General features: G+C 66.5%; 15 protein-coding genes, 1 tRNA gene and 1 pseudogene. 5 read left to right on the top strand and 12 right to left on the bottom strand.

Annotated features, from left to right (window positions below; all coding sequences use genetic code 11):
• Positions 1-19: 19 nt before the first annotated feature.
• A pseudogene (locus IE262_RS28645) lies at positions 20-273 on the top strand (sortase domain-containing protein); the annotation flags it as partial.
• A 716-nt stretch (positions 274-989) separates the two neighbouring features.
• Here the strand turns inward: IE262_RS28645 and IE262_RS28640 are convergent.
• Positions 990-1,424 carry a hypothetical protein gene (locus IE262_RS28640; RefSeq protein ID WP_189877752.1) on the bottom strand — a complete coding sequence of 145 codons (435 nt, stop codon included), beginning with the start codon at positions 1,422-1,424 and terminating at the stop codon, positions 990-992.
• 340 nt (positions 1,425-1,764) lie between these two features.
• On the opposite strand from IE262_RS28640, the gene IE262_RS28635 reads away from it, so the two are divergent.
• Positions 1,765-2,190 carry a hypothetical protein gene (locus tag IE262_RS28635; protein WP_189877750.1) on the top strand — a complete coding sequence of 142 codons (426 nt, stop codon included), beginning with the start codon at positions 1,765-1,767 and terminating at the stop codon, positions 2,188-2,190.
• A 286-nt stretch (positions 2,191-2,476) separates the two neighbouring features.
• On the opposite strand, the gene pknB is transcribed toward IE262_RS28635, so the two are convergent.
• The 6 genes from pknB to IE262_RS28605 form a co-directional block, all read right to left on the bottom strand.
• Positions 2,477-4,486 (bottom strand): Stk1 family PASTA domain-containing Ser/Thr kinase, encoded by a 2,010-nt coding sequence (gene pknB, locus IE262_RS28630; RefSeq protein ID WP_189877748.1) that lies wholly within the window; start codon positions 4,484-4,486, stop codon positions 2,477-2,479.
• A gap of 170 nt (positions 4,487-4,656) precedes the next feature.
• Positions 4,657-6,117, bottom strand: coding sequence for a peptidoglycan D,D-transpeptidase FtsI family protein (locus tag IE262_RS28625; RefSeq protein ID WP_134038260.1), 1,461 nt, complete (start codon positions 6,115-6,117; stop codon positions 4,657-4,659).
• Entirely contained in the window at positions 6,114-7,556 is a 1,443-nt protein-coding gene (locus IE262_RS28620; protein WP_189877746.1) for an FtsW/RodA/SpoVE family cell cycle protein, read from the bottom strand. The genes IE262_RS28625 and IE262_RS28620 overlap by 4 nt, the downstream gene beginning before the upstream one ends.
• 27 nt (positions 7,557-7,583) lie before the next feature.
• Complete coding sequence (locus IE262_RS28615; protein ID WP_189877905.1) at positions 7,584-9,140, bottom strand: Stp1/IreP family PP2C-type Ser/Thr phosphatase; 1,557 nt, start codon at positions 9,138-9,140, stop codon at positions 7,584-7,586.
• 95 nt (positions 9,141-9,235) lie between these two features.
• Positions 9,236-9,754, bottom strand: coding sequence for an FHA domain-containing protein FhaB/FipA (locus IE262_RS28610; RefSeq protein ID WP_131571260.1), 519 nt, complete (start codon positions 9,752-9,754; stop codon positions 9,236-9,238).
• Positions 9,755-9,764: 10 nt separating this feature from the next.
• The gene (locus tag IE262_RS28605) at positions 9,765-10,613 is read right to left on the bottom strand and encodes an FHA domain-containing protein (RefSeq protein WP_134038269.1); all 849 of its coding nucleotides are present in this window, start codon (positions 10,611-10,613) and stop codon (positions 9,765-9,767) included.
• Between the two features lie 637 nt (positions 10,614-11,250).
• Between IE262_RS28605 and IE262_RS28600 the strand changes: the two genes are divergently transcribed.
• Positions 11,251-11,334, top strand: a tRNA-Leu gene (locus tag IE262_RS28600).
• A gap of 194 nt (positions 11,335-11,528) precedes the next feature.
• Here IE262_RS28600 and IE262_RS28595 read toward each other — a convergent pair.
• Positions 11,529-13,328 carry a hypothetical protein gene (locus IE262_RS28595; protein ID WP_189877744.1) on the bottom strand — a complete coding sequence of 600 codons (1,800 nt, stop codon included), beginning with the start codon at positions 13,326-13,328 and terminating at the stop codon, positions 11,529-11,531.
• On the bottom strand, positions 13,325-14,248 hold the full coding sequence (locus IE262_RS28590) for a hypothetical protein (RefSeq protein WP_229877551.1): 924 nt from the start codon (positions 14,246-14,248) through the stop codon (positions 13,325-13,327). The genes IE262_RS28595 and IE262_RS28590 overlap by 4 nt, the downstream gene beginning before the upstream one ends.
• 183 nt (positions 14,249-14,431) lie before the next feature.
• Here IE262_RS28590 and IE262_RS28585 point away from each other — a divergent pair, with 183 nt between their 5' ends.
• The gene (locus tag IE262_RS28585) at positions 14,432-14,656 is read left to right on the top strand and encodes a helix-turn-helix domain-containing protein (RefSeq protein WP_189877742.1); all 225 of its coding nucleotides are present in this window, start codon (positions 14,432-14,434) and stop codon (positions 14,654-14,656) included.
• A gap of 251 nt (positions 14,657-14,907) precedes the next feature.
• Here IE262_RS28585 and IE262_RS28580 read toward each other — a convergent pair whose 3' ends face one another.
• Both IE262_RS28580 and IE262_RS28575 read right to left on the bottom strand, forming a co-directional pair.
• Positions 14,908-15,360: a hypothetical protein gene (locus tag IE262_RS28580; protein WP_123761925.1), complete on the bottom strand. Its 453-nt coding sequence runs from the start codon at positions 15,358-15,360 to the stop codon at positions 14,908-14,910.
• Positions 15,361-16,783: 1,423 nt separating this feature from the next.
• Positions 16,784-17,647 carry a helix-turn-helix domain-containing protein gene (locus tag IE262_RS28575; RefSeq protein ID WP_229877550.1) on the bottom strand — a complete coding sequence of 288 codons (864 nt, stop codon included), beginning with the start codon at positions 17,645-17,647 and terminating at the stop codon, positions 16,784-16,786.
• A 167-nt stretch (positions 17,648-17,814) separates the two neighbouring features.
• Here IE262_RS28575 and IE262_RS28570 point away from each other — a divergent pair, with 167 nt between their 5' ends.
• Positions 17,815-18,570 (top strand): SDR family NAD(P)-dependent oxidoreductase, encoded by a 756-nt coding sequence (locus IE262_RS28570; RefSeq protein WP_189877740.1) that lies wholly within the window; start codon positions 17,815-17,817, stop codon positions 18,568-18,570.
• A gap of 96 nt (positions 18,571-18,666) precedes the next feature.
• Here the strand turns inward: IE262_RS28570 and IE262_RS28565 are convergent, their stop codons facing one another.
• On the bottom strand, positions 18,667-18,861 hold the full coding sequence (locus IE262_RS28565) for a hypothetical protein (protein WP_189877738.1): 195 nt from the start codon (positions 18,859-18,861) through the stop codon (positions 18,667-18,669).
• Between the last annotated feature and the right edge of the window lie 631 nt (positions 18,862-19,492).

The following is a 19,492-nucleotide window of genomic DNA, read 5'->3' as shown; positions in this document are numbered from 1 at the left end:
CAACTGCTGTGTGGCGTTCGGAGCTCTGTGGCACTGGATCGAGAAGGGCGACTCGATCGTCTTCGAGACCAAGGATGACTGGTGCGTCTACAAGGTCTACGCGATTCTCCTCGGGACCTCGGAGTACAACGTCAAGGTCCTGGCTCCGGTCCCGAATGAGTCGCGCCGGAAGAAGCCGGGCCGCTACATCACACTGACGAGCTGCACGCCCCGTAAACGTCGGCGTACCGGTACTTCGTGTGGAGGCAACTGGAGCGGGTGGAGAAGGTGGACGGCTCAGCACTCCTCCATGCGCTCCACTCTTCCAGGAGCCCACGGCGCACGGCGGTGATGCTGCTCTCGGAAGCGAGTTCAAGAGCGCGCTTGAAGGGCACGTTGTCACCAAGAAGCCACATCCGAGTCGTGGAGAATCTTTGCGGTCCCGACGAACTTCTGGATCTCAGAGCTGGTGATCGAGCGATGGGGCGTGAATCGCTTTCACTGGACGACGATGCTAGTGCAGCCGTCGCGACCCAGCAGTTCGGCGATTTGCTCCTCAAACTCGCGGCCGTTCATGGCGGCAGCGGACGAGATGACCCCGCCGAGAGGCTGGTCCCGGCGTGGGGCCTCTAGCCTTTGCAGCCGGATGTCGTGCTGATGGAGCCTCCGATCGATGCGTTGAACCGCTGTCCGGAGAGCGATGAGTTCGCGGAGTGCTCGCCTGATGTCTCGATCAGGGCTTTAGTTTCGGCACGACAGTGCGGTCGAGTAGGGCGATGTGCTGGTGACGAGGTCGTCGAGGGAGGTGGCGTCTCTGTGGACAGAGTTGTCCACAAGCTCTGTGCGCGCCAGGTACTCCGTGTCCAGGAGGCACAAACGCATCGCACTGAAGGTTAAGCTCGTATTCGACATGTTAATTCAATGAAGCATGAAGAAGGAAACCGAGATGGGCCTCCGATTCCACCTTGAGGAACGCGGACGCCCATCTGCTTTATGGGTAGGATTTAGGGCTAGTCTGCCTGGGTCGTGTCCACGGTAACCTTCTCAACGCTCACCCATGAACTGCTGATATCCGAGTTGTTGATCATCTTGATATAGAACTGGTAGTCACCGGCTGGCAAGCCCGTCCAAACCCCCGTGCTGGTCTCGTCGCCATCGCCCAGCGTGAAGCATTCTGTGAAACGCTTTGTGTCGTAGTAAGTATCCGGGAAAGTGTCCACTCGAACCAATTGAACGTCGACACTCTTTGTGCCTGGAAAGTCACCGGTGTGGCACCTATTGAAATGAATTTGTGTGTAGCTCTGGTCCCCCCATTCCCGGGAGGCGAAGCCCGGCCTGGCTCCGGCGATACTGCTGGACCAGGTTGCGAACGCATTCGTGGCTGTCAGCAGTGTTGCCGCAGCGGCGGTGCCTCCGACAAGCGCAAACCTCTTTAGGTGCTTCACTCGTTATCCCCTCCATGTCTCACTGTTTCCGAACTTGCCACTGTGCACGCGACTCGGCGCGGTCACTCAATTACGAGCAATATTGGCGCGCGCATGACATTGCGTCACAACTCTGCCACACCTGATCACCTAATGCTAGGTGTTCTTCACGTAATATTCGGACCTGCGTCAGGTGATGCCTTGGTGGACAGCTGTAGGCCTTGGTCTTCAGTAGTCAGCTCGTGTCCGCGGCGGTGACGTTGTTCCAGTGGCGGTGGGCTTGGGCGGCGTCGTGCCAGTGGTGGTGCCAGACCGACCATGCAGGAGCTGAACAAGGTCGTGGCAGGGCCGGCGCAGCACCGTGGGCGCGCAGCAGGCGCGGGAGCTGGCGGGCGCGGTGCTGGCCTACCGCAAGGATCAGCTGTCGCGCCCCGACGCCATCACCAATTCAACCTCAGTGAAGCCACTCGCGGCCTACCAGCAGCTCAACACCCCGCTCGTGTGGTGCTGGGGCAACCTGAACGTGCGCCTGTGCCCAAAGATGAAGGAGTTCGCCGACGAACACAAGGCGTGGCCGCGCGTCTTCCAGATGCCCCATGTACGCCACCGATTCGAACCCCGCCGACGGCATCTGCCCGCTTCTGAGACGTTCCTCACCAACTTTGTCGCCGCGCCGCGACTTGGACGGCCGCGCCCGCATCATCAAACGCAAGGTCAAGATCCAGTTCATCCGCACCTGATCGATGGCTGCCGCGCGGAGACTGGCCTGGTGATCGACCCTAATTGATCCACTAGTGCCCCGACAGGCAACGTTTGCCCGTTAAGGAGCGGCGTCCGGTGCGTGCTCTCGGCGTGCCGGCCGGAAGTCCTCGTACTGGATGTACTTGGGCTTCCGGCCGGTGCGGCGAGAGGGCGCACCCGGCGTCGCGACGGGGCGAACGTTGCCTGTTGGGGCACTAGCCAACCTGAGCAACGCGATCAGAAGCACGAGACACTAGCGGTGGTCGGCACCGAAAGAGCCTGGCGTCGTTGTACGACTCTTGACGCCAGGCTCTGTCGGGTTGTGTGGTGGGTCAGTCCTCCTGGCGGAAGCTTGCTCCGTTGATGCCTCCGAAGACGCCGCCGCCTCCGTTGCCTCCGTTGTTGCCGCCCTGGTCAAAGGCCTGGAGGTTCACCGGGGTGCCCGCGGGCACCTGGCTGCCCGGTTGCGGGTCCTGGACAAGGACGATGGCGTCCTCGTTTTGCGAGCCCCCGACGTTGCCCACAGTCAGACCCTCGCGCTCCAACGCCTTCCTGGCGTCCTTCACGCGCTGACGGGTCACGTCCGGAACCGTCACCACCTGCTGCTCGGCCTTCTTGCCGATCTGGATGGTCACCGTAGAGTTCTTATCGGCCGGGGCGCCCGCCGGGGGCGATGTGGTGATGACCTTGCCGACCAGATTGTCGTCTTCGGTATCGACCTCGGTGCAGGTGCCGGTCAGGTCGTTGGCCTGCATCTGCTGCTGCGCCGCTTCACAGGACTGGCCGGAGACGTCCGGGACCGTGGACTTCGACTCTTTCTTGGCGACGGTGAGGGTGATCGTGGAGCCCTTCTCGATCTCCTCGCCCGCGATGGGGTCCGTCTTCAGGACGGTGCCCGGGTCCTCGCTGGACTCCTTGGTCTCCGTCTCGACATTGAACTGGTACTTGTCGCCCTTCAGCTCCTGCGTGGCCTCGGCGACCTTGTCACCGATGACGTTCGGCACCGCCACCTTCGGCGCCCCCGTGGACACCACCAGATTGATGGTTTCGCCCTTCTTGACCTCGGTCTTGGGGTCCGGGTTCTGCTCGCAGACGTTGCCCTTCTTCTCTTTCTCACAGGGCTTCTTGGTGAAGTCCACCTCCAGGTCGACGTTGTTCGCCATCCGCTCGGCCTCGGGCTGGGTGACGCCGATGAAGTTGGGGGTGGCGACGGTGTCGTTGGGGTTGCCGTTGCCGCTGAAGGCCCACTTGCCGATGAGGATCGCGCCGATGAGGACCAGGACACCCGCGACGACCAGCAGGATCGTCGAGGTGTTGTTCTTCTTCTGGTTCTGGCGGCGCCGGCCGGCCCGGTCGTCGTAGCCGAAGCCACCGTCGTCCGGGTTCATCGGCGGCATCATGGTGGTGGCCCCCGCGTCCGCGGAGCGCAGGGCCGTCGTCGGCTGGTCGTCCGGGTAGGCGCCGTAGCCGACGGAACCCATGGCCGCGGTGGCCGCGACGGGCTGGCCGTCGAGGCAGGCCTCGATGTCGGCGCGCATCTCGTCGGCGGACTGGTAGCGGTAGTCCGGGTCCTTGACCAGGGCCTTCAGTACGATCGCGTCCATCTCGGGCGTGATCTCGGGGTCGAAGACCGACGGGGGCTGTGCTTCTTCCCGTACGTGCTGGTATGCCACCGCCACCGGGGAGTCGCCCACGAAGGGCGGGCGGACCGTCAGCAGTTCGTAGAGCAGGCAGCCGGTCGAGTAGAGGTCGGACCGGGCGTCCACCTGCTCGCCCTTCGCCTGCTCCGGCGACAGGTACTGGGCGGTGCCGATGACCGCCGCGGTCTGCGTCATCGTCATGCCGGAGTCGCCCATGGCGCGGGCGATGCCGAAGTCCATCACCTTGACCTGGCCGGTGCGCGTCAGCATGACGTTGGCCGGCTTGATGTCGCGGTGGACGATGCCGTTGCGGTGCGCGTACTCCAGGCCCTGGAGGATGCCGATGGTCATCTCCATGGAGCGCTCCGGCAGCAGTTTGCGGCCGGAGTGCAGGAGTTCACGCAGCGTGGAGCCGTCGACGTACTCCATGACGATGTACGGGATCGAGACCCCGTCGATGTAGTCCTCGCCCGTGTCGTAGACCGCGACGATCGCGGGATGGTTGAGCGAGGCGGCCGACTGGGCCTCCCGGCGGAACCGGGCCTGGAAGGTGGGGTCGCGTGCGAGGTCTGCTCGCAGCGTCTTCACCGCCACGGTGCGGCCGAGGCGGGTGTCGTGCGCGAGGTAGACCTCTGCCATGCCACCACGGCCGAGCACCTGGCCCAGCTCGTACCGGCCGCCGAGGCGACGCGGCTCTTCCATAGCTTCCTACCAGCCCTCTCCGTCGGTCCCGACCGCACCCACGTGTGGTCCGGCGGTGTGCTGTCCGGGCATACGGTACCCGGCTCGCCTTGCGTGACCTGGTCGGTCGCGTCACCTGATACAGGACCGGTATCGCAACGTGCACCGTTGTGAAGGCGACGTGACAGGGGTCACTTCTTGCTGTCGATGACTGCCTTCATCACGTTCCTCGCGATGGGGGCGGCGAGACCACCACCTGAGATGTCGTCACGGTTGGCGCTGCCGTCCTCGACGACGACGGCCACAGCGACCGGCGAGCTGCCGTCGCTGAGCTTGGCGTACGAGATGAACCAGGCGTACGGCTTCTCGCTGTTCTTGAGGCCGTGCTGGGCGGTACCGGTCTTGCCGCCGACGGTGACGCCGGGGATCTGCGCCTTGGCGCCGGTACCGGTCTTGACGACGGTCTCCATCATGGCCTGCAGCTTTTGGGCGGTGTCCCCGGAGACGGCCTGGGAGAGCTCCTCGGGCTCGTGCGTCTCGATGGTGTCGAGGTTCGAGGCCCGCAGCTGGTCCACCATGTACGGCTTCATCAGCTTGCCGTCGTTGGCGACTGCGGCGCTGACCATGGCCATCTGGAGCGGGGTGGCGCGGGTGGAGGCCTGGCCGATGCCGCTCAGGGCGTTCTGCGGCCGGTTGTCCTTCGGGTAGACGCTCTCGGCGGCGCGGACGGGGATGTCGAGCTTCGAATCGTTGAAACCGAACTTGTCGGCCTGCTCGATCATCTTCTCGTTGCCGACCTGGTCGCTGAGGTTGGCGAAGACGGTGTTGCAGGAGACCTCCAGCGCGTCGCGCAGCGTGGCGTTCTTGCACGCGCCGTGCTCGTTGGTGAGGTCGTACGTGGACTGTGGCAGCCGGTACGGGTCAGGGGTGTCGGTGGGCTCGTCGATGCCGTTCGCCTTGCCGTTCTCCAGCGCCGCAGCGGCGGTGACCACCTTGAAGGTCGAGCCGGGCGGGTACGTCTCGCGCAGCGCCCGGTTGAGCATCGGCTTGTCCTTGTCCTTCTCCAGCTTCGTGAAGGTCTCGCCGTCCTTGCTGCTGATGCCGGCGAAGGTGCTGGGGTCGTACGACGGTGTGGAGGCCAGCGCGAGGATGCCGCCCGTGGCCGGGTCGATCGCGGCGACGGCGCCCTTCTTGTTGCCGAGTCCCTCGAAGGCCGCCTTCTGCGCGGCGGCGTTGAGGGTGGTGACGACGCTGCCGCCCTCCTTCTTCTTGCCCGTGATCATGTCGAGGGTGTTGCGGAAGAACAGCCGGTCGTCGTTGCCGGTGAGTATGCCGTCCTCAAGGTTCTCCAGCTGCGTGGCGCCCACGATCTGGGAGGAGTAGCCGGTGACGGGGGCCCACATCTCGCCGTTCTTCCAGGTGCGCTTGTACTTGTAGTCGGTGCCCTTGGTGGCGACGGACCCGGTGATCGCCTTGCCGTCCACGATGATGTCGCCTCGCGGTGTGGCGTAGCGCTCGATGGAGACGCGGCGGTTCTTGGTGTCCGTCCTCAGGGCGTCGGCCTTGACGTACTGGAGCCAGTTGTCGCGAATGAGCAGTGCGAGCACGAGGATCCCGCAGAAGAGCGCGATCCGGCGCAGGGGCTTGTTCACGGGCGAACCACCTGGGTCATCTCGGCGTCGGGGTTGGCGGCCGGCATCGGGGCCGGGCGGCGGGCGGTGTCGCTGATTCTGAGCAGGATGCCGATCAGCGCCCAGTTGGCGATGACGGAGGAACCGCCATACGCCACGAAGGGCAGTGTCATCCCGGTCAGTGGGATCAGGCCCAGGACGCCGCCGGCGACCACGAAGACCTGGAGAGCGAAAGCGCCTGACAGGCCGACCGAGAGCAGCTTGCCGAAGGGGTCGCGGGCCGCGAGGGCGGTACGGATGCCGCGCTCCACGATCAGGCCGTAGAGCAGCAGGATCGCCATGACGCCGGCCAGGCCCAGCTCCTCGCCGAAGGTGGCGAGGATGAAGTCGGAGTTGGCGGCGAAGCCGATGAGGTCGGAGTTGCCCTGGCCGAGTCCGGTGCCGAGGGTGCCGCCGGAGCCGAAGGCCCACAGGGCCTCCATGGACTGCTCGGAGTGGCCGATGATGCCCTGCTTGCTGAGCTCGTACTCCTTCATCGGGTCGAGCCAGGCCTGGACGCGCTGCTGGACGTGCGGCTCGAAGGAGGCCACGCCGACGGCGCCCACGGCGGACATCAGCAGACCGAACACGATCCAGCTGGTGCGTTCGGTGGCGACGTACAGCATGATCACGAACATGCCGAAGAACAGCAGTGACGAACCGAGGTCGGTCTCGAAGACCAGGATCAGGATGGACATCGCCCAGACGACCAGGATGGGACCGAGGTCGCGGCCGCGTGGCAGGTAGAGGCCCATGAAGCGACGGCTGGCCAGGGCGAGGGCGTCTCTTTTCACCATGAGGTAGCCGGCGAAGAAGACCGCGATGATGATCTTCGCGAACTCACCGGGCTGGATGGTGCCGAGGCCGGGAATCGAGATCCAGATCTTGGCGCCGAAGGTTTCGTCGGCCCCGAGTCCCGGCACCAGGGGCAACAGAAGCAGCACCATGGCCGCTGCCATGGAGATGTACGTGTAGCGCTGCAGGACGCGGTGGTCCTTGAGGAAGACCAGGACGGCGATGAACAGGGCGACGCCAAGTGCGGAGTTCAGCAGCTGCCGGGGTGAGGCCTCGATGTACGTGGAGCTCAGCTGGAGCCGCTGGGACTGGTCGAGGCGCCAGATGACGACGAGCCCGAGCCCGTTGAGCAGCGTGGCGAGCGGCAGCATCAGCGGGTCGGCGTACGGCGCGAATTTGCGCACCACTAGGTGGCCGACACCCGCCAGGAGACCGAGCCCGAGCCCGTAGCCGAGCAGGCCGGTCGGGACCTCGTCGTTGATGGCGAGGCCCACGTTGGCGTACGCGAACACCGGGATCACCACGGCGAACACCAGCAGCGCGAGCTCGGTGTTGCGTCTGCTCGGTGCGCCGATGGCGCCGATCGTGGACGTGTGGTGCGTCGGCGAGTTGGTAGTACTGCTCATCGTATGACGAGGCCCCTCACGGCTTGCCTACTGCTTCCCGCACAGCGAGACCAGCTTCTGCTCTTCCTCGGACAGGCTGGGGCCGGTGGGTGTGGGTGTCGGTGTGGACGACGGCGCCGACGTCGATGGCGACGAAGTCGGCGACGGTGATGCCTTGGACGTGAGCGAGGACCGAGTGGTTCCCGTGACCCCTCCGGCCTCTCCCTCGCCCGTCTTCGCGTTATTACGGCTCTCGGCCTCGCGGCGCTCAGCGTCCTTCTTGCACGCGGACGCCTGGGTGGACAGCTCGTCGATTTTCGCCTGGGCGTCCGTCAGGCCGCCCTCGGCGATGGTGGCCTTGAGCTGGTTCTGCTGGTACGGCGGCAGGTACTTGAGTTCGATCTCGGGGTGGTCCTTCTCGACCTTCGAGAGCGAGACCCACGCCAGGTCCTGGCTGATGCCCTGGTAGAGCGCGACATGGTCCTCGTTGACGCCGACGTAGTACTGCGTCTGCGTCCACCGGTAGCCCGCATACGTGCCGCCGCCGATCACGGCGACGGCGAGCAGGGAGTAGAACGATCTCTTCAGCCACGCGCCCTTCTTGCGGGGCTTGACGAAGTCGCCGTCCGCGTACTGGCCGAAGCTGTCCGACGGTGCGTAGCCGCCTGTGTCGCCGGAACCGGGCGGGCCGAACTCGCCGCCGCCCTGTCCGGGCACCGGCCGGCCGAGGCCGGCCGCACGGCCGGCCGGGGTCTGCATGGCGCCGTTGTCGTGCAGCTGGTGCTGGTTCTCGGCGACCGCGCCCACCACGACCGGGGTGTCGGAGAGCTGGGCGGCGAGGGTGTCCCCGGCGTCGATGTCGAGGACGTCGGCCACGATGACCGTGATGTTGTCCGGGCCGCCGCCGCGCAACGCGAGCTGGATCAGCTCCTGCACGGTGTCCTGCGGGCCCTGGTAGCTGGCGAGGGTCTCCTCCATCGTCTGGTGGGAGACGACGCCGCTGAGGCCGTCGGAGCAGATCAGGTAGCGGTCGCCGGCGCGGACCTCACGGATCGACAGGTCGGGCTCGACATGGTCGCCGCTGCCCAGCGCGCGCATGAGGAGGGAGCGCTGCGGGTGGGTGGTGGCTTCCTCTTCCGTGATGCGTCCCTCGTCGACGAGACGCTGCACCCAGGTGTGGTCCTGGGTGATCTGGGTGAGGACGCCGTCCCTCAGGAGGTACGCGCGGGAGTCGCCGACATGGACGAGGCCGAGCCGCTGCCCGGTCCACAGCAGGGCGGTCAGGGTGGTCCCCATGCCCTCCAGCTGGGGGTCCTCCTCGACCATCATGCGCAACTGGTCGTTGGCGCGCTGCACGGCGGTGCCGAGCGAGGTGAGGATGTCGGAGCCGGGTACGTCGTCGTCGAGGGCGACGATGGTGGAGATCACCTCGGAGGAGGCCACCTCACCGGCGGCCTGGCCGCCCATGCCGTCGGCGATCGCGAGCAGGCGCGGGCCCGCGTAGCCCGAGTCCTCGTTGCCCTCGCGGATCATGCCTTTGTGCGATCCGGCGGCGAAGCGCAGTGACAGACTCATGCGCACCTCGCCCGTCGGCTCCGGGTACATCCGCACGGTGCCCACCCTCCGGTCGGGAGCGCGCCGGGGCCCGTCGTGGGGGCCACCGCGTGCTCGCTCCGCTCGCGCTCATTCATGACGTGGCACTACTTCCGCAGCTCGATGACGGTCTTGCCGATGCGGATCGGCGCGCCCAGCGGAATCGGTGTGGGGGTCGTCAGTCGGTTCCGGTCGAGGTACGTGCCGTTGGTGGATCCGAGGTCCTCGACGATCCACTGGCCGTCACGGTCCGGGTAGATCCTGGCATGCCTGCTGGAGGCGTAGTCGTCGTCCAGCACGATGGTGCTGTCGTGCGCGCGGCCCAGCGTGATGGTCTGCCCCTGCAACGCGACCGTCGTACCCGTGAGGGTGCCCTCGGAGACGACGAGTTTGGTGGGTGCACCGCGGCGCTGGCGGCCACCGCCGCCGCCGGACTGCTGGCCGCGCTGCTGCGGGGGTGCCTGCCGGGCGGCCTGCTGCGGCCGGGCGCTCTCACGCCGGGAACCGCGCTGGGTGACGCGCGTACCGAACAGGTCGCTCCGGATGACCTGCACGGCCACGATCACGAACAGCCACAGTACGGCCAGGAAACCCAGCCGCATGACCGTGAGGGTCAGCTCTGACATTGCCCCCGCTTCACCCTTCGGCTTGCCGGTAAATGATGGTGGTGCTGCCCACGACGATCCGCGAGCCGTCGCGGAGCGTAGCGCGGGTGGTGTGCTGCCCGTCCACCACGATGCCGTTGGTGGACCCGAGATCCTGGATCGTCGAGGGCGTTCCGGTCCGGATCTCGCAGTGCCGGCGGGAGACGCCGGGGTCGTCGATCCGCACGTCGGCTTCGGTGCTGCGGCCCAGCACCAGCGTCGGGCGGGAGATCTGATGGCGCGTGCCGTTGATCTCGATCCAGTGGCGTGTGCGCCCGCCCGCCGCGGAGGCGGGCCCGCCCGAGGGCCGCTGGCCGTAGGGCGCGGCGCCGGGGCGGGCGCCGGGCGGCGGCGCGGACGGCATGGGCGGAGCACCCGCGGGCGCGGAAGCCGGCGGGTAGCCGTAGCCACCGCCGGCTCCGGGACGGCCGCCGGCCGGGGCGGACGCGGGAGCCTGCTGGCTGCTGGAGGAGGCGAGCGTACGACTGCGCACCCGGTACAGACCGGTGTCGAGGTCGTCGGCCTTCTCCAGGTTGACCTTGATGGGGCCCATGAAGGTGTAGCGCTGCTGCTTGGCGTAGTCGCGCACCATGCCGGCCAGCTCGTCGCCGAGCTGGCCGGAGTAGGGGCTGAGGCGCTCGTAGTCGGGCGTGCTCAGCTCCACGATGAAGTCGTTGGGGACGACGGTCCTGTCGCGGTTCCAGATCGTCGCGTTGTTGTCGCACTCCCGCTGGAGCGCGCCGGCGATCTCGACCGGCTGGACCTCGGACTTGAACACCTTGGCGAAGGTGCCGTTGACCAGGCCTTCGAGGCGCTGCTCGAACTTCTTCAGGACTCCCATGGGGCACCTCCTCCGTCGTTGCCGTGCTGCATCCTGCGTCCGTACTGCTTACTGATCGTATCCACGCGCCGTGAAATCGGGTGGTTCCCCCTGTCAACCCGGTCGACGGGTGTCGACACCGACTGAAGTCCCCTCCCGGATTCCCTGCGCAGCACCCCTTCGAACTCCTCCTGCCGTACTCCCGCCGAACTCACGTCGAACTCCCACCGAGGTTTCTGCCAAGGATCGTAGAGGGGGTGCGTGACCAGTGTCCCGCACCTGACTGTGGACCCTGCCCGCCTCCTGGGGAGATGGCCGGTACCGGTACGAGGTTGATACGTGAACCGGCACATGTCGATACAGGCGGAAACGAGCTGGAGACGTGTGGCTGCCGCACACGGACGCAGGGCCGGCGGACAGAGCGGCACGGAGGTACGGGGGTACGGGGGGACGGGGGCAGGAGTACGGGGCACGGGCGGTCGGCCCGGTGGGCCGTGCAGGCGGCGGGCGCAAGGGCGCGGCTCGCCCCGGGGCGCGGACGTCCGTGCTGGCGGAGGGCCTGGATAAGGGATGTGAACCCACCGTCCCCACCGTGCTAATCTTCTGCGTGTCGGAAGGCGCCGGGCCGCAAGGAGCGGGGCCAGAGGACACACCCAATGCGCGGGTGGCGGAATAGGCAGACGCGCTGGATTCAGGTTCCAGTGCCCGCAAGGGCGTGGGGGTTCAACTCCCCCCTCGCGCACAGCGAAGAACCGACGGAACGGGTCTTCACCAGTGACGAAAGTCACCGGTGGGGGCCCGTTCCTCGTTGTCGAGCCGGAACCGGCCCGGACAGGGACGTGACAGGGCCCCGGCGGTGAGGTATCTCACGGCCGGGGCCCTGCTATTTGAGCTGCTGGTCGTTCTCCGGGTGGTGCTGTGGTGACCTCGGCCGGTTCACGCGGCCGACGACATATGTCCGGTAGGTGTCCAGGTCCCGGGTTCCTTGGTCTTCCGCCTGTGGTGGGTGCGGCGCCGGGGGCGTTCGCCGCCGAGTGCGAGCGTCTCCAGCCATTTCTTGATCTTGCGGCGGTTGGCGTGGGCGAGTTGGAGGGCCAGGAGGATCGTCTGGGCCGCGATGCCGCGGATGCGGCGGGAGCCGGCGGCTTCGATGCCCTCGGCGAGGGGGTTCTTGGCGTAGCCGTTGTAGCCCTCGACGCTGTTGCGCAGCCGGAAGTAGATCTTCTGCCATTCCGGGCCGCCGTACTCCAGGGCCTGCCACTGCTTGGCGCCGGCTTCCGGGCCGACGGTGATGGCGCGCTGGCGGCAGACCTTGACCGGGCCCACCGGGCTGGGTTCCGGGTCGACCAGGGGTAGATGGATGCCGCGTCCCATCGTGTGGGGCTTGAGAGAGCACTGGGCCTTGCCTGCTTCGGCGGGGCACATCATCCGCTGGTAGCCGTCGGCGTCGGCGTTCTGCTTCGGCATGAGGCGGTAGCCGCGGCGGGCGGCGATCAGCCGGACCCACGTCTCCCGGTCGATGCGCTCGGCGTGCAGGTCGATGGTGGCGTTGATGAGGGGCTTCGGCATGGACGGGCAGTACCAGCGGCCCTCGACGAGGATGGCGCCCTGCGTTCCGTCCTGCTTGCCGAGCTGGTCCGCCCGGTAGTCGTAGACGGGCTTGTAGCCCATGGCTCGGACGGGGATCTGCCATTCCGCGGGCTCGGAGTTGTTGTAGGCGCGGTCGCCGGCAAGGTAGCCGGGTTTGTAGCCCCGTTCCTGGAGTCGGTCCAGGACCTTCACGCCGTTGTACGCGGGGCGCTGGCCGGGCTTGTCGAGGGCGACGCCGAGTACGACGACGGGCAGGACGTCGGGGTTCGGGGTGCCGTCGTCGAGGAGTACGGCGTCGTGTTCGGTGTCCCGGGCCACGATGAGGTGGGCGTCGTAGCCGTAGAGGTACTTCTTCTTGAGCGAGGTCTTCTTCTTGCCCGGAGGCGGCTTGGCTTTGCCCTTCTTGGCGGGCGGCGGAGGCGGGCGCATGGCATCGGACACCGGCACGTCCGGGTCGCGGTGGTCGCCCTCGCGTACGTACCAGCCGGCGTCCGGATCGGTCGCGAGCTCGGGTCCGTTCGTGCGACGGCCGCGGGAGAACGTGCGGACGGGGGTGGCGTCGATGCCCAGGGAGACCTCTGCCAGTTCTGCCAGCAGATCGTGGAGGGGGCGTACGGAGGCATCCAGCACGAACTCGGTGAACAGCGCCAGCCGTCGCTCCCGCTCCACCAGCTCGTCGACGTCGGCTGCCGCCGTCAGTGTGTGCGCCTCCTTGCGTGAGAGGTGCCCGTTGGGCGGCAGCGGGGAGGGGTTCATCGCATCCTTCATGGCGTGGAAGATCCGCCTGACCACGGCGTAGGCCGCCTCGAATCCCTGGTCGTGGTCGTCGTACTCGGCTATGCCGAGGCGGGCGCGCAGCTGCGGACTGATGCGGAAGTACAGGATGTCCGTGACCCGTTCCAGGACGATCTTGCCGCCGGTGTCCTGGGTGCAGAGATGGAGACCGACCAGGAGGCTTCGGAGGTGCAGGGAGCGGTGTCGGCCTCGCGGGAGGTGGACGAACTCCTCCAGCAGAGGGACGAGTTGGCTGTTGTCGACTTCCTCGATCGCGGCATCGACGTCGGCGTCGTCGATGAATCTGCGCGTGGCGCGCATCGCCAGAAGGCGCTCGTGGCGATCACTGGGCAGGCTGCGGGGCGTGGTCATTGGCTGCCCCGCAACAGGCGGGCGGCTTCTTCGGCGGGGACGGCGCTCAGAAACGGCAGGATGCGGGAGAGGCCGTGGAGGGTGTCGACGCCGGCCGCCGCGACGATGACGGTGATGGGAAGCCGCGCTTCGAAGAGCTCCACCAACCACGTGGATCTGAGGCGGCCCATGACCAGGCGAGGGACCTTCGGGCTCGGCTGGGCGCGGGCCAGGAAGTTCGTGACGGTGTTGGTGCCGCGGCTGTAGGAGTTGGGGCGGAACAGGTACTGCGCGGCGCCGGAGTTGTCGAGACGGTCGGCAGCGGCGGCCAGAACTCCTTCCCAGGGACGGCGGCAGAGGATCTCCCGTTTCCGGGATCCGCGAGTGACCACGACGACTGGGCCACCACCTCCTGATGATCGGCGGACGTCATGGACGCGGACTCGGATGACCTCCGGTGAGTCGAGGCCGACACCGAGCCCGAGTGCCATGAGCGTCTTGCAGTCCCAGCGCAGCTCGTCGGTGGGCAGCCCACCCACCCAGCCCCACAGGTCCGCGAGCTCGGTCCGGGTGTAGGGGCTGTTGGGAACCGAGGCCGACAGTTTGGCGGGTTTCCCGGTCCGGCATTCGCCGCCCAGCACGATCTCGCTGAGCCGCAGGAGCCGGGTCCGGTAGTTGCCGCGGGTGCTCTCCCGCACGTTGGGACAGCCGACCGCGATGAACCTCTCGATGACCTCCCGGGAGAGCCACACCTCGGCCTTCCCGGGAAGGCCCTCACCGTTGCAGAAGAGGGCCAACTGGGAGAGCGCGGAGAGCAGTTCACGTGCTTTGTACGACGTCAGGGGGTCGGCGAGGCGGACAACACGGCGCACTTCGTCGCCGACGCGGTTCCACCCCGCGGGGGAGCCGGACGGGCCGTAGGAATCAATCCGCTGACTCATCACATGTCGCCAAACCAACACCCCAGCCGGTGGGGTGTTATTCGAATAACATGTAGCTGTGGCAGCAGCCGCGCGCGACCGGGGAGGACCGGATGGGTCAGACTTCACCTCATGCCCCAAGGAGATGCCCGCCGACTGCCGCCGCGCGCGTACTGCGCCAGCGGCGCGTGGCCTGAGGCCGTCATGGAGGAGCACCACGGGGCGCGGGTCGCCCAGGCCATGGCTGCTCGGCTCAGGGCTGCGCTCGACGGGCGGGGTTGGTCCGTCGCTCAGCTGTCGCGCGAAAGTGGCGTGGCCCGCTTCACGATCGCCAAGGCGCTCGCCGGTGAGGCGTGGCCCGACCTGCTGACCATTGCCAATCTCGAAAAGGCGCTGGACTGCGATCTCTGGCCCGGCCGGGATGTGTAAAGCGGGCCGCTGCGGGGAGCCGCCGGTATATGGACGTGGGGCACGGAATGGCTGTTCGAAACCGAACATGCGGGCGGTCATCCCTTCGGGCGAAGGGCGGGACCATATTTCGTCGTGCGCTACCGGCGGCCCTCGACCGCTCGTAAAATGCAACGTGACGAACTGATCCGGCGCTGTGGAAGGTACTAGGTGGGTTCGTCGCCGTTGGCCGTCACCTTGGACTGGACTCCTTGGTGGCGGCCTTCTTTTGTTTAAGGCTGCTGGGGTGGTGCGTACTGGTAGAAGGCATTCGGCAGCTTGATCAAAGATCCGGCTTTGGCGAGTTCATCCGCTGCCACGCGAACGCTCTTGATCTTGTCGGCTTCGTTGAGTGCGTTGGCCACTTCGAGGGCTTTCCACTGCCGCAACGGATCCTGGGCCATCAGCCGCAAGATTCGCGTCTTGCGGGGCGCGACCTGGAAGCCGCCGGTTGCCGTTGCCGGCTCGGCGTCGTCGGAGTCTGTGTCGGACTGTCGCTGCTCAGGGATGCCTGATGTCCGCCACTCGTCTGCGATCTGCATCTGCTTCTTTACCTGACGCACGAGGCGAAGCTCCTGGCGGACCTTGAACATATCGCGCTGCAGTTCGACCTCCTTCTCCTCCAAGAGCTGGATGTACTTGTCGGGATTACCGGCTACTTCTTCCCATGGAAGGGTTTCGATCATTGCAGAACCCTATCTATGAGAATGCATAAGTTACCCCTCTCGCAAGGGGTGCTTCACTCGAAGTGGCGACAAGGTCAATTACCTGTCGGGTTACCTGGCCGAACGGTATCGAAAATTCCCGTTTTGTTATCCAGGGCCTGTCTGGGGTGGAGGAACGTTTCGCTGTCTCGCTTGAAAGGAAGGGCTGTTCAATCGGGCTTGTATTCCCCGCCCTGCGGTGGGGAGGTAATTTCTGGAAGAGAGAGGGGTAGCCCTGTCGTGGGGGCTTGTGCCTTGAGCTACACGGCCAGGGGAGAAATTGCTCTGTCAGGAGATAGGGGCGTCGGATAGGGGCCTCTGCGCTTGTCTTGGCAATGGGTTAGCTGATCAGGAGTCCTGGGGTACGGAGGATTGGCGCCTGGGAACAGGTACGGGCGCTTCAGGGCAGGACCCGCTGGCGGGGCAGAGGTTCTGTCCTGAACCACACATGTAGTCCTGGGTCGGAGGGGGCAGGGCGTCCGAGGCGGCCACGGAACCGGGAGGGTCGGAGGGTCGCCGTAAGTTACGGCCTGGGGCCAGGGGACCGCCCCTTGGCGCGCAGTAAGTGGAGGACGACCGAGACAGGGCTGTGCAAGGAAGGCTGGTACAGATGGCGACGATTCTGAGGGGCGTCCTTGCCTGCAGGGCGGGGGAAAGAGCAGGGCTCAGCAGCACAGGGATGGGTGTCGGTTGTGGTGCCGTCAAGTCCTCCGCGGTACCTCGTGGCGAGCGGGTTCTGCCCGTCTGTGGCGCCGCGACAGGCACAGGGACAGTCGGCAGGGAGGCATACCGTGACACGAGGCTGGCATCCCCCTATTACCCCTGCTCGGGTTTGATGGCGGGGTAGGCGGACAGAGCGCCCAGCGATGGCAGCCGCCCGGGAACGTGGCACGCGAAAATGAGAGTGAATGCCTCAAACGGAGGTCGCGGACCTGACGGGGCTGCGTCTTCGAGGCGTTTCTGCGGATGTCCGGTCCCCGGTGACCGGGGTGCGGTGCGACGAGGCGGCCCGGCGGGACCGTGTCCGCGGCGACAGGTGTCCCGGGCAGATGGTGGATGCGTTGGCACCCGTCGGTCTTGGCTCGATCCGTTCCCACAGCCCGTCCTCGACCTCCCACGGCTTGCGCGCACTCTTCGTCTCGGCCGCCTCACACCCCCATTGATCTGTCGCAGTGAAGGTTGAGCGATTCTCATCGCAGGTTGAGTGACGCGAAGAGTTCCTGCAGCACTTCGTCACCTGGGCAAGGGAGAACACGTCGTCGCATGGCTGCATAGTCTTGCTCCGCGATGAGGCGATCATCGGCATGGCCTGGCCGGCAGTCCTCCCGCGGGTTCTCGCCGGTGTTGGCCCGAGCGTCGAGCGCGGTCGAGCAGTCGTGGGTATGACGTGAACCGCAGGGGGGTGTCAGTCGTCCACCGCGCGGACGTCTTCCTCTCGTACGGGTCGCGTTTCTGCGGCCCAAGACGCGAGCAGCGTGAACCGGTCCGCGCTTTCCGGGTGCGTGTCGGTGGGGTGGTAGATGACGAGCATCTGGTCGCCGGTGTCGTCGACGGCGAGCTTGGAGAGGTTTAGCTCCATCGGACCGACCTGCGGGTGATCGATGCTGACGGGACCGCCCCGGGCCGGCCGCACATCGTGGCGGGCCCACGCCTGCCGAAACGCTTCGCTTGCCAGTGACAGTTCTCCGATGAGCTGCACGGCCCGTGGATCGTCGAGATCGGCTCCGACGCGTTTGCGGAACATCGCGACCATGTCGTTTCGATCGAGGTGTATTCGGTCATCCGCGTCGAGGAATGCAGCACGCAGCAGGTTCTCACCGGGTCGGAGCTCCGGCGAGAGGACGTGCGCCAGCGGATTGCTCGCGAGCACGTCCATGTAGCGCCCCGCGACAAACGCGGGCATCTCTATCGAGCGGACGAGCTCCATGATGCGGGGGATGACTGTCTCGCGGCGGGGTGCGCGACGCCGACGTGGCGCCGTGGCGCTCAGTTTGAGGAGATGCTCGGTGGAGGGTTCGTCGAGTTGCAGCACGCGTGCGATGGCTTCGAGCACCTGCACCGAGGGATTCCGGTTGCGCCCCTGCTCGAGCCGGAGGTAGTAGTCCGAGCTGATGCCGGCTAGCAGGGCGACTTCTTCGCGGCGCAGCCCCGGCACTCGACGTCGTTCATCCTCAGGCAGACCGACAGTCTCCGGAGCCACCAGTTCCCGCCGAGCGCGCAAGTAGTCGCCGAGCCTGTTCTCGCGCCCCGAGCCTGCCGCGTTCGTCACACTCGTTGACGATAGTTCCCGCGGACTGACGTTGCCTGGTCCTGCCACTCCCAGGATCGAGGTGGCCTTCTCCGTCGGCCGGGAGGGCCGCACGGTTGTCACAGAGCGCGACGCGCACTGGCACGAGCGCTCGTTCGTCATCGCCACGTCAGCGAAGGAGGGGCCTCGTGCCTACGAACCGTATTGCTCTGATCACCGGAGCCAACCAAGGCATGGGCAAGCAGGTCGCGAAGGAGCTGGTCTTCGATGGGGTGACCGTGTTTGTCGGGTCCCGCGACCTCGCCCGCGGCGAGAAGGCAGCCGCAGAGATCGGTGAGGGCGCCATCGCGCTCCAGCTCGACGTGACCGACACGACGTCGATCGCCTCGGCCGCCGAACGGATCCGCGACGAGACCGGCCGACTCGACCTCCTCATCAACAACGCCGCCATCTCCACTACCCGCACCGATGTGCGTGATCTGTCCGAGCTCCGGGCAATGTCGAAAGCGAGCACCGTCCCCCTCGATGAGGTGCGGGCTGTGTGGGAGGTGAACGTCTTCGGTCCCCTGGCGGTATTCCAGGCCATGCTGCCGCTGCTTCGCGAATCGCCTGATGCGCGCGTCGTGAACGTCACGAGCGCACTCGGCTCGTTGACAACCATGGCTGGCCCGGACTTCCCGTACCGCTCCACATTCGAACCCGTCTATGCCGCGTCGAAGACGGCGCTCAACGCCGTGACGCTGGCGATGATGATCGAACTGGAGGACACCGACGTCAAAGTCAACCTCGTCTCGCCGGGGTTCGCCAACACCGCGCTGGTCAACTTCGAGGGCATAGAGTCGGCCGAGGAGGCCGCCCGCGAGATCGTGCGCGTCGCCCGGCTCAGAGCCGACGGACCCACCGGCACCTTCACGCTCTGGGAAGGCGTGGACCTCCCGTGGTGACCCACGTCGGACTGAGCAGCCAGCGTCGGACGACTCACAAACGACGCCATCGCCGGCGATCCGGAGCCTCCCCCCGACGCGCTGATCGATCACCGCTCAGTCGAGGTCCGCGAGCTTGGCGATGTCGACGTCAGTGCGGTTGCCATGGACCTTGACGGTGGCGGGTTCGGCCTCGATGCGGCTGAACCCGTCCTCGGTGAGGTCGACGTCCGCGGCGCCGAGGTTTTCTTCGATGCGGCTGGGCTTGTGTGATCCGGGGATCGGTACGAGGCAGTCGTACTTGTGCAGCATCCAGACCTAAACGATCACTCAACCTTCGGTGAGAAAATCTAGCGGTCACCAACCTTCGATGACAACGCTCAGCCTTCGTGCGAGAGATCACCCATCCGGGCAGCATCAACGAGAACTGACACGCCGTCATTCCCATCCGGCTACAAACTCACCTTGTTACCAGTCCTTTAGACGGCGGGTCACTGAACGTGGGGGGCAGTGCTCTCCACGGGGCAAGGCGCAATCGCCCTCGGTCTGGGAGTGGGTGGAGGTGTACGGCAGCCGGGCGTCCCCGCGCCGCCTACTGACATCGCGGGGACTATGGCAGTTGTCGTGTGCCGCGAGCGCCGGGTGACGCTGCTGGATGCGGGCGCCGTTCCTCGCCGGCCGCCCAGATGACTGCCCGGCGGTGCGTGAACCTGCGGGCCGTGCTTCGGCAGCGTCGAAGTGGGCCGGCCGCATCAGATGCCAGTGCGACGAGGCCGGCTGTGTCCTTGTCAGTGGTGGCGCGGGCGGGGCAGGAGTGCGAACGCGCTTTCGGCTATCGAGGTCAGGCGGGCGGGGCTGTGGCCGTATGCGCCGACGACATCGGTCCCGCGGATGAGGGTCAGCAGGAGGTAGGCGAGGTCGTCGGGGTCCGCGTCGGGGTCGA

Source organism: Streptomyces bluensis, assembly GCF_014650715.1.
Lineage (GTDB): Bacteria > Actinomycetota > Actinomycetes > Streptomycetales > Streptomycetaceae > Streptomyces > Streptomyces bluensis.
Note: the sequence above shows the minus strand (reverse complement) of the source record. Positions and strands in the feature narration are given on the sequence as shown.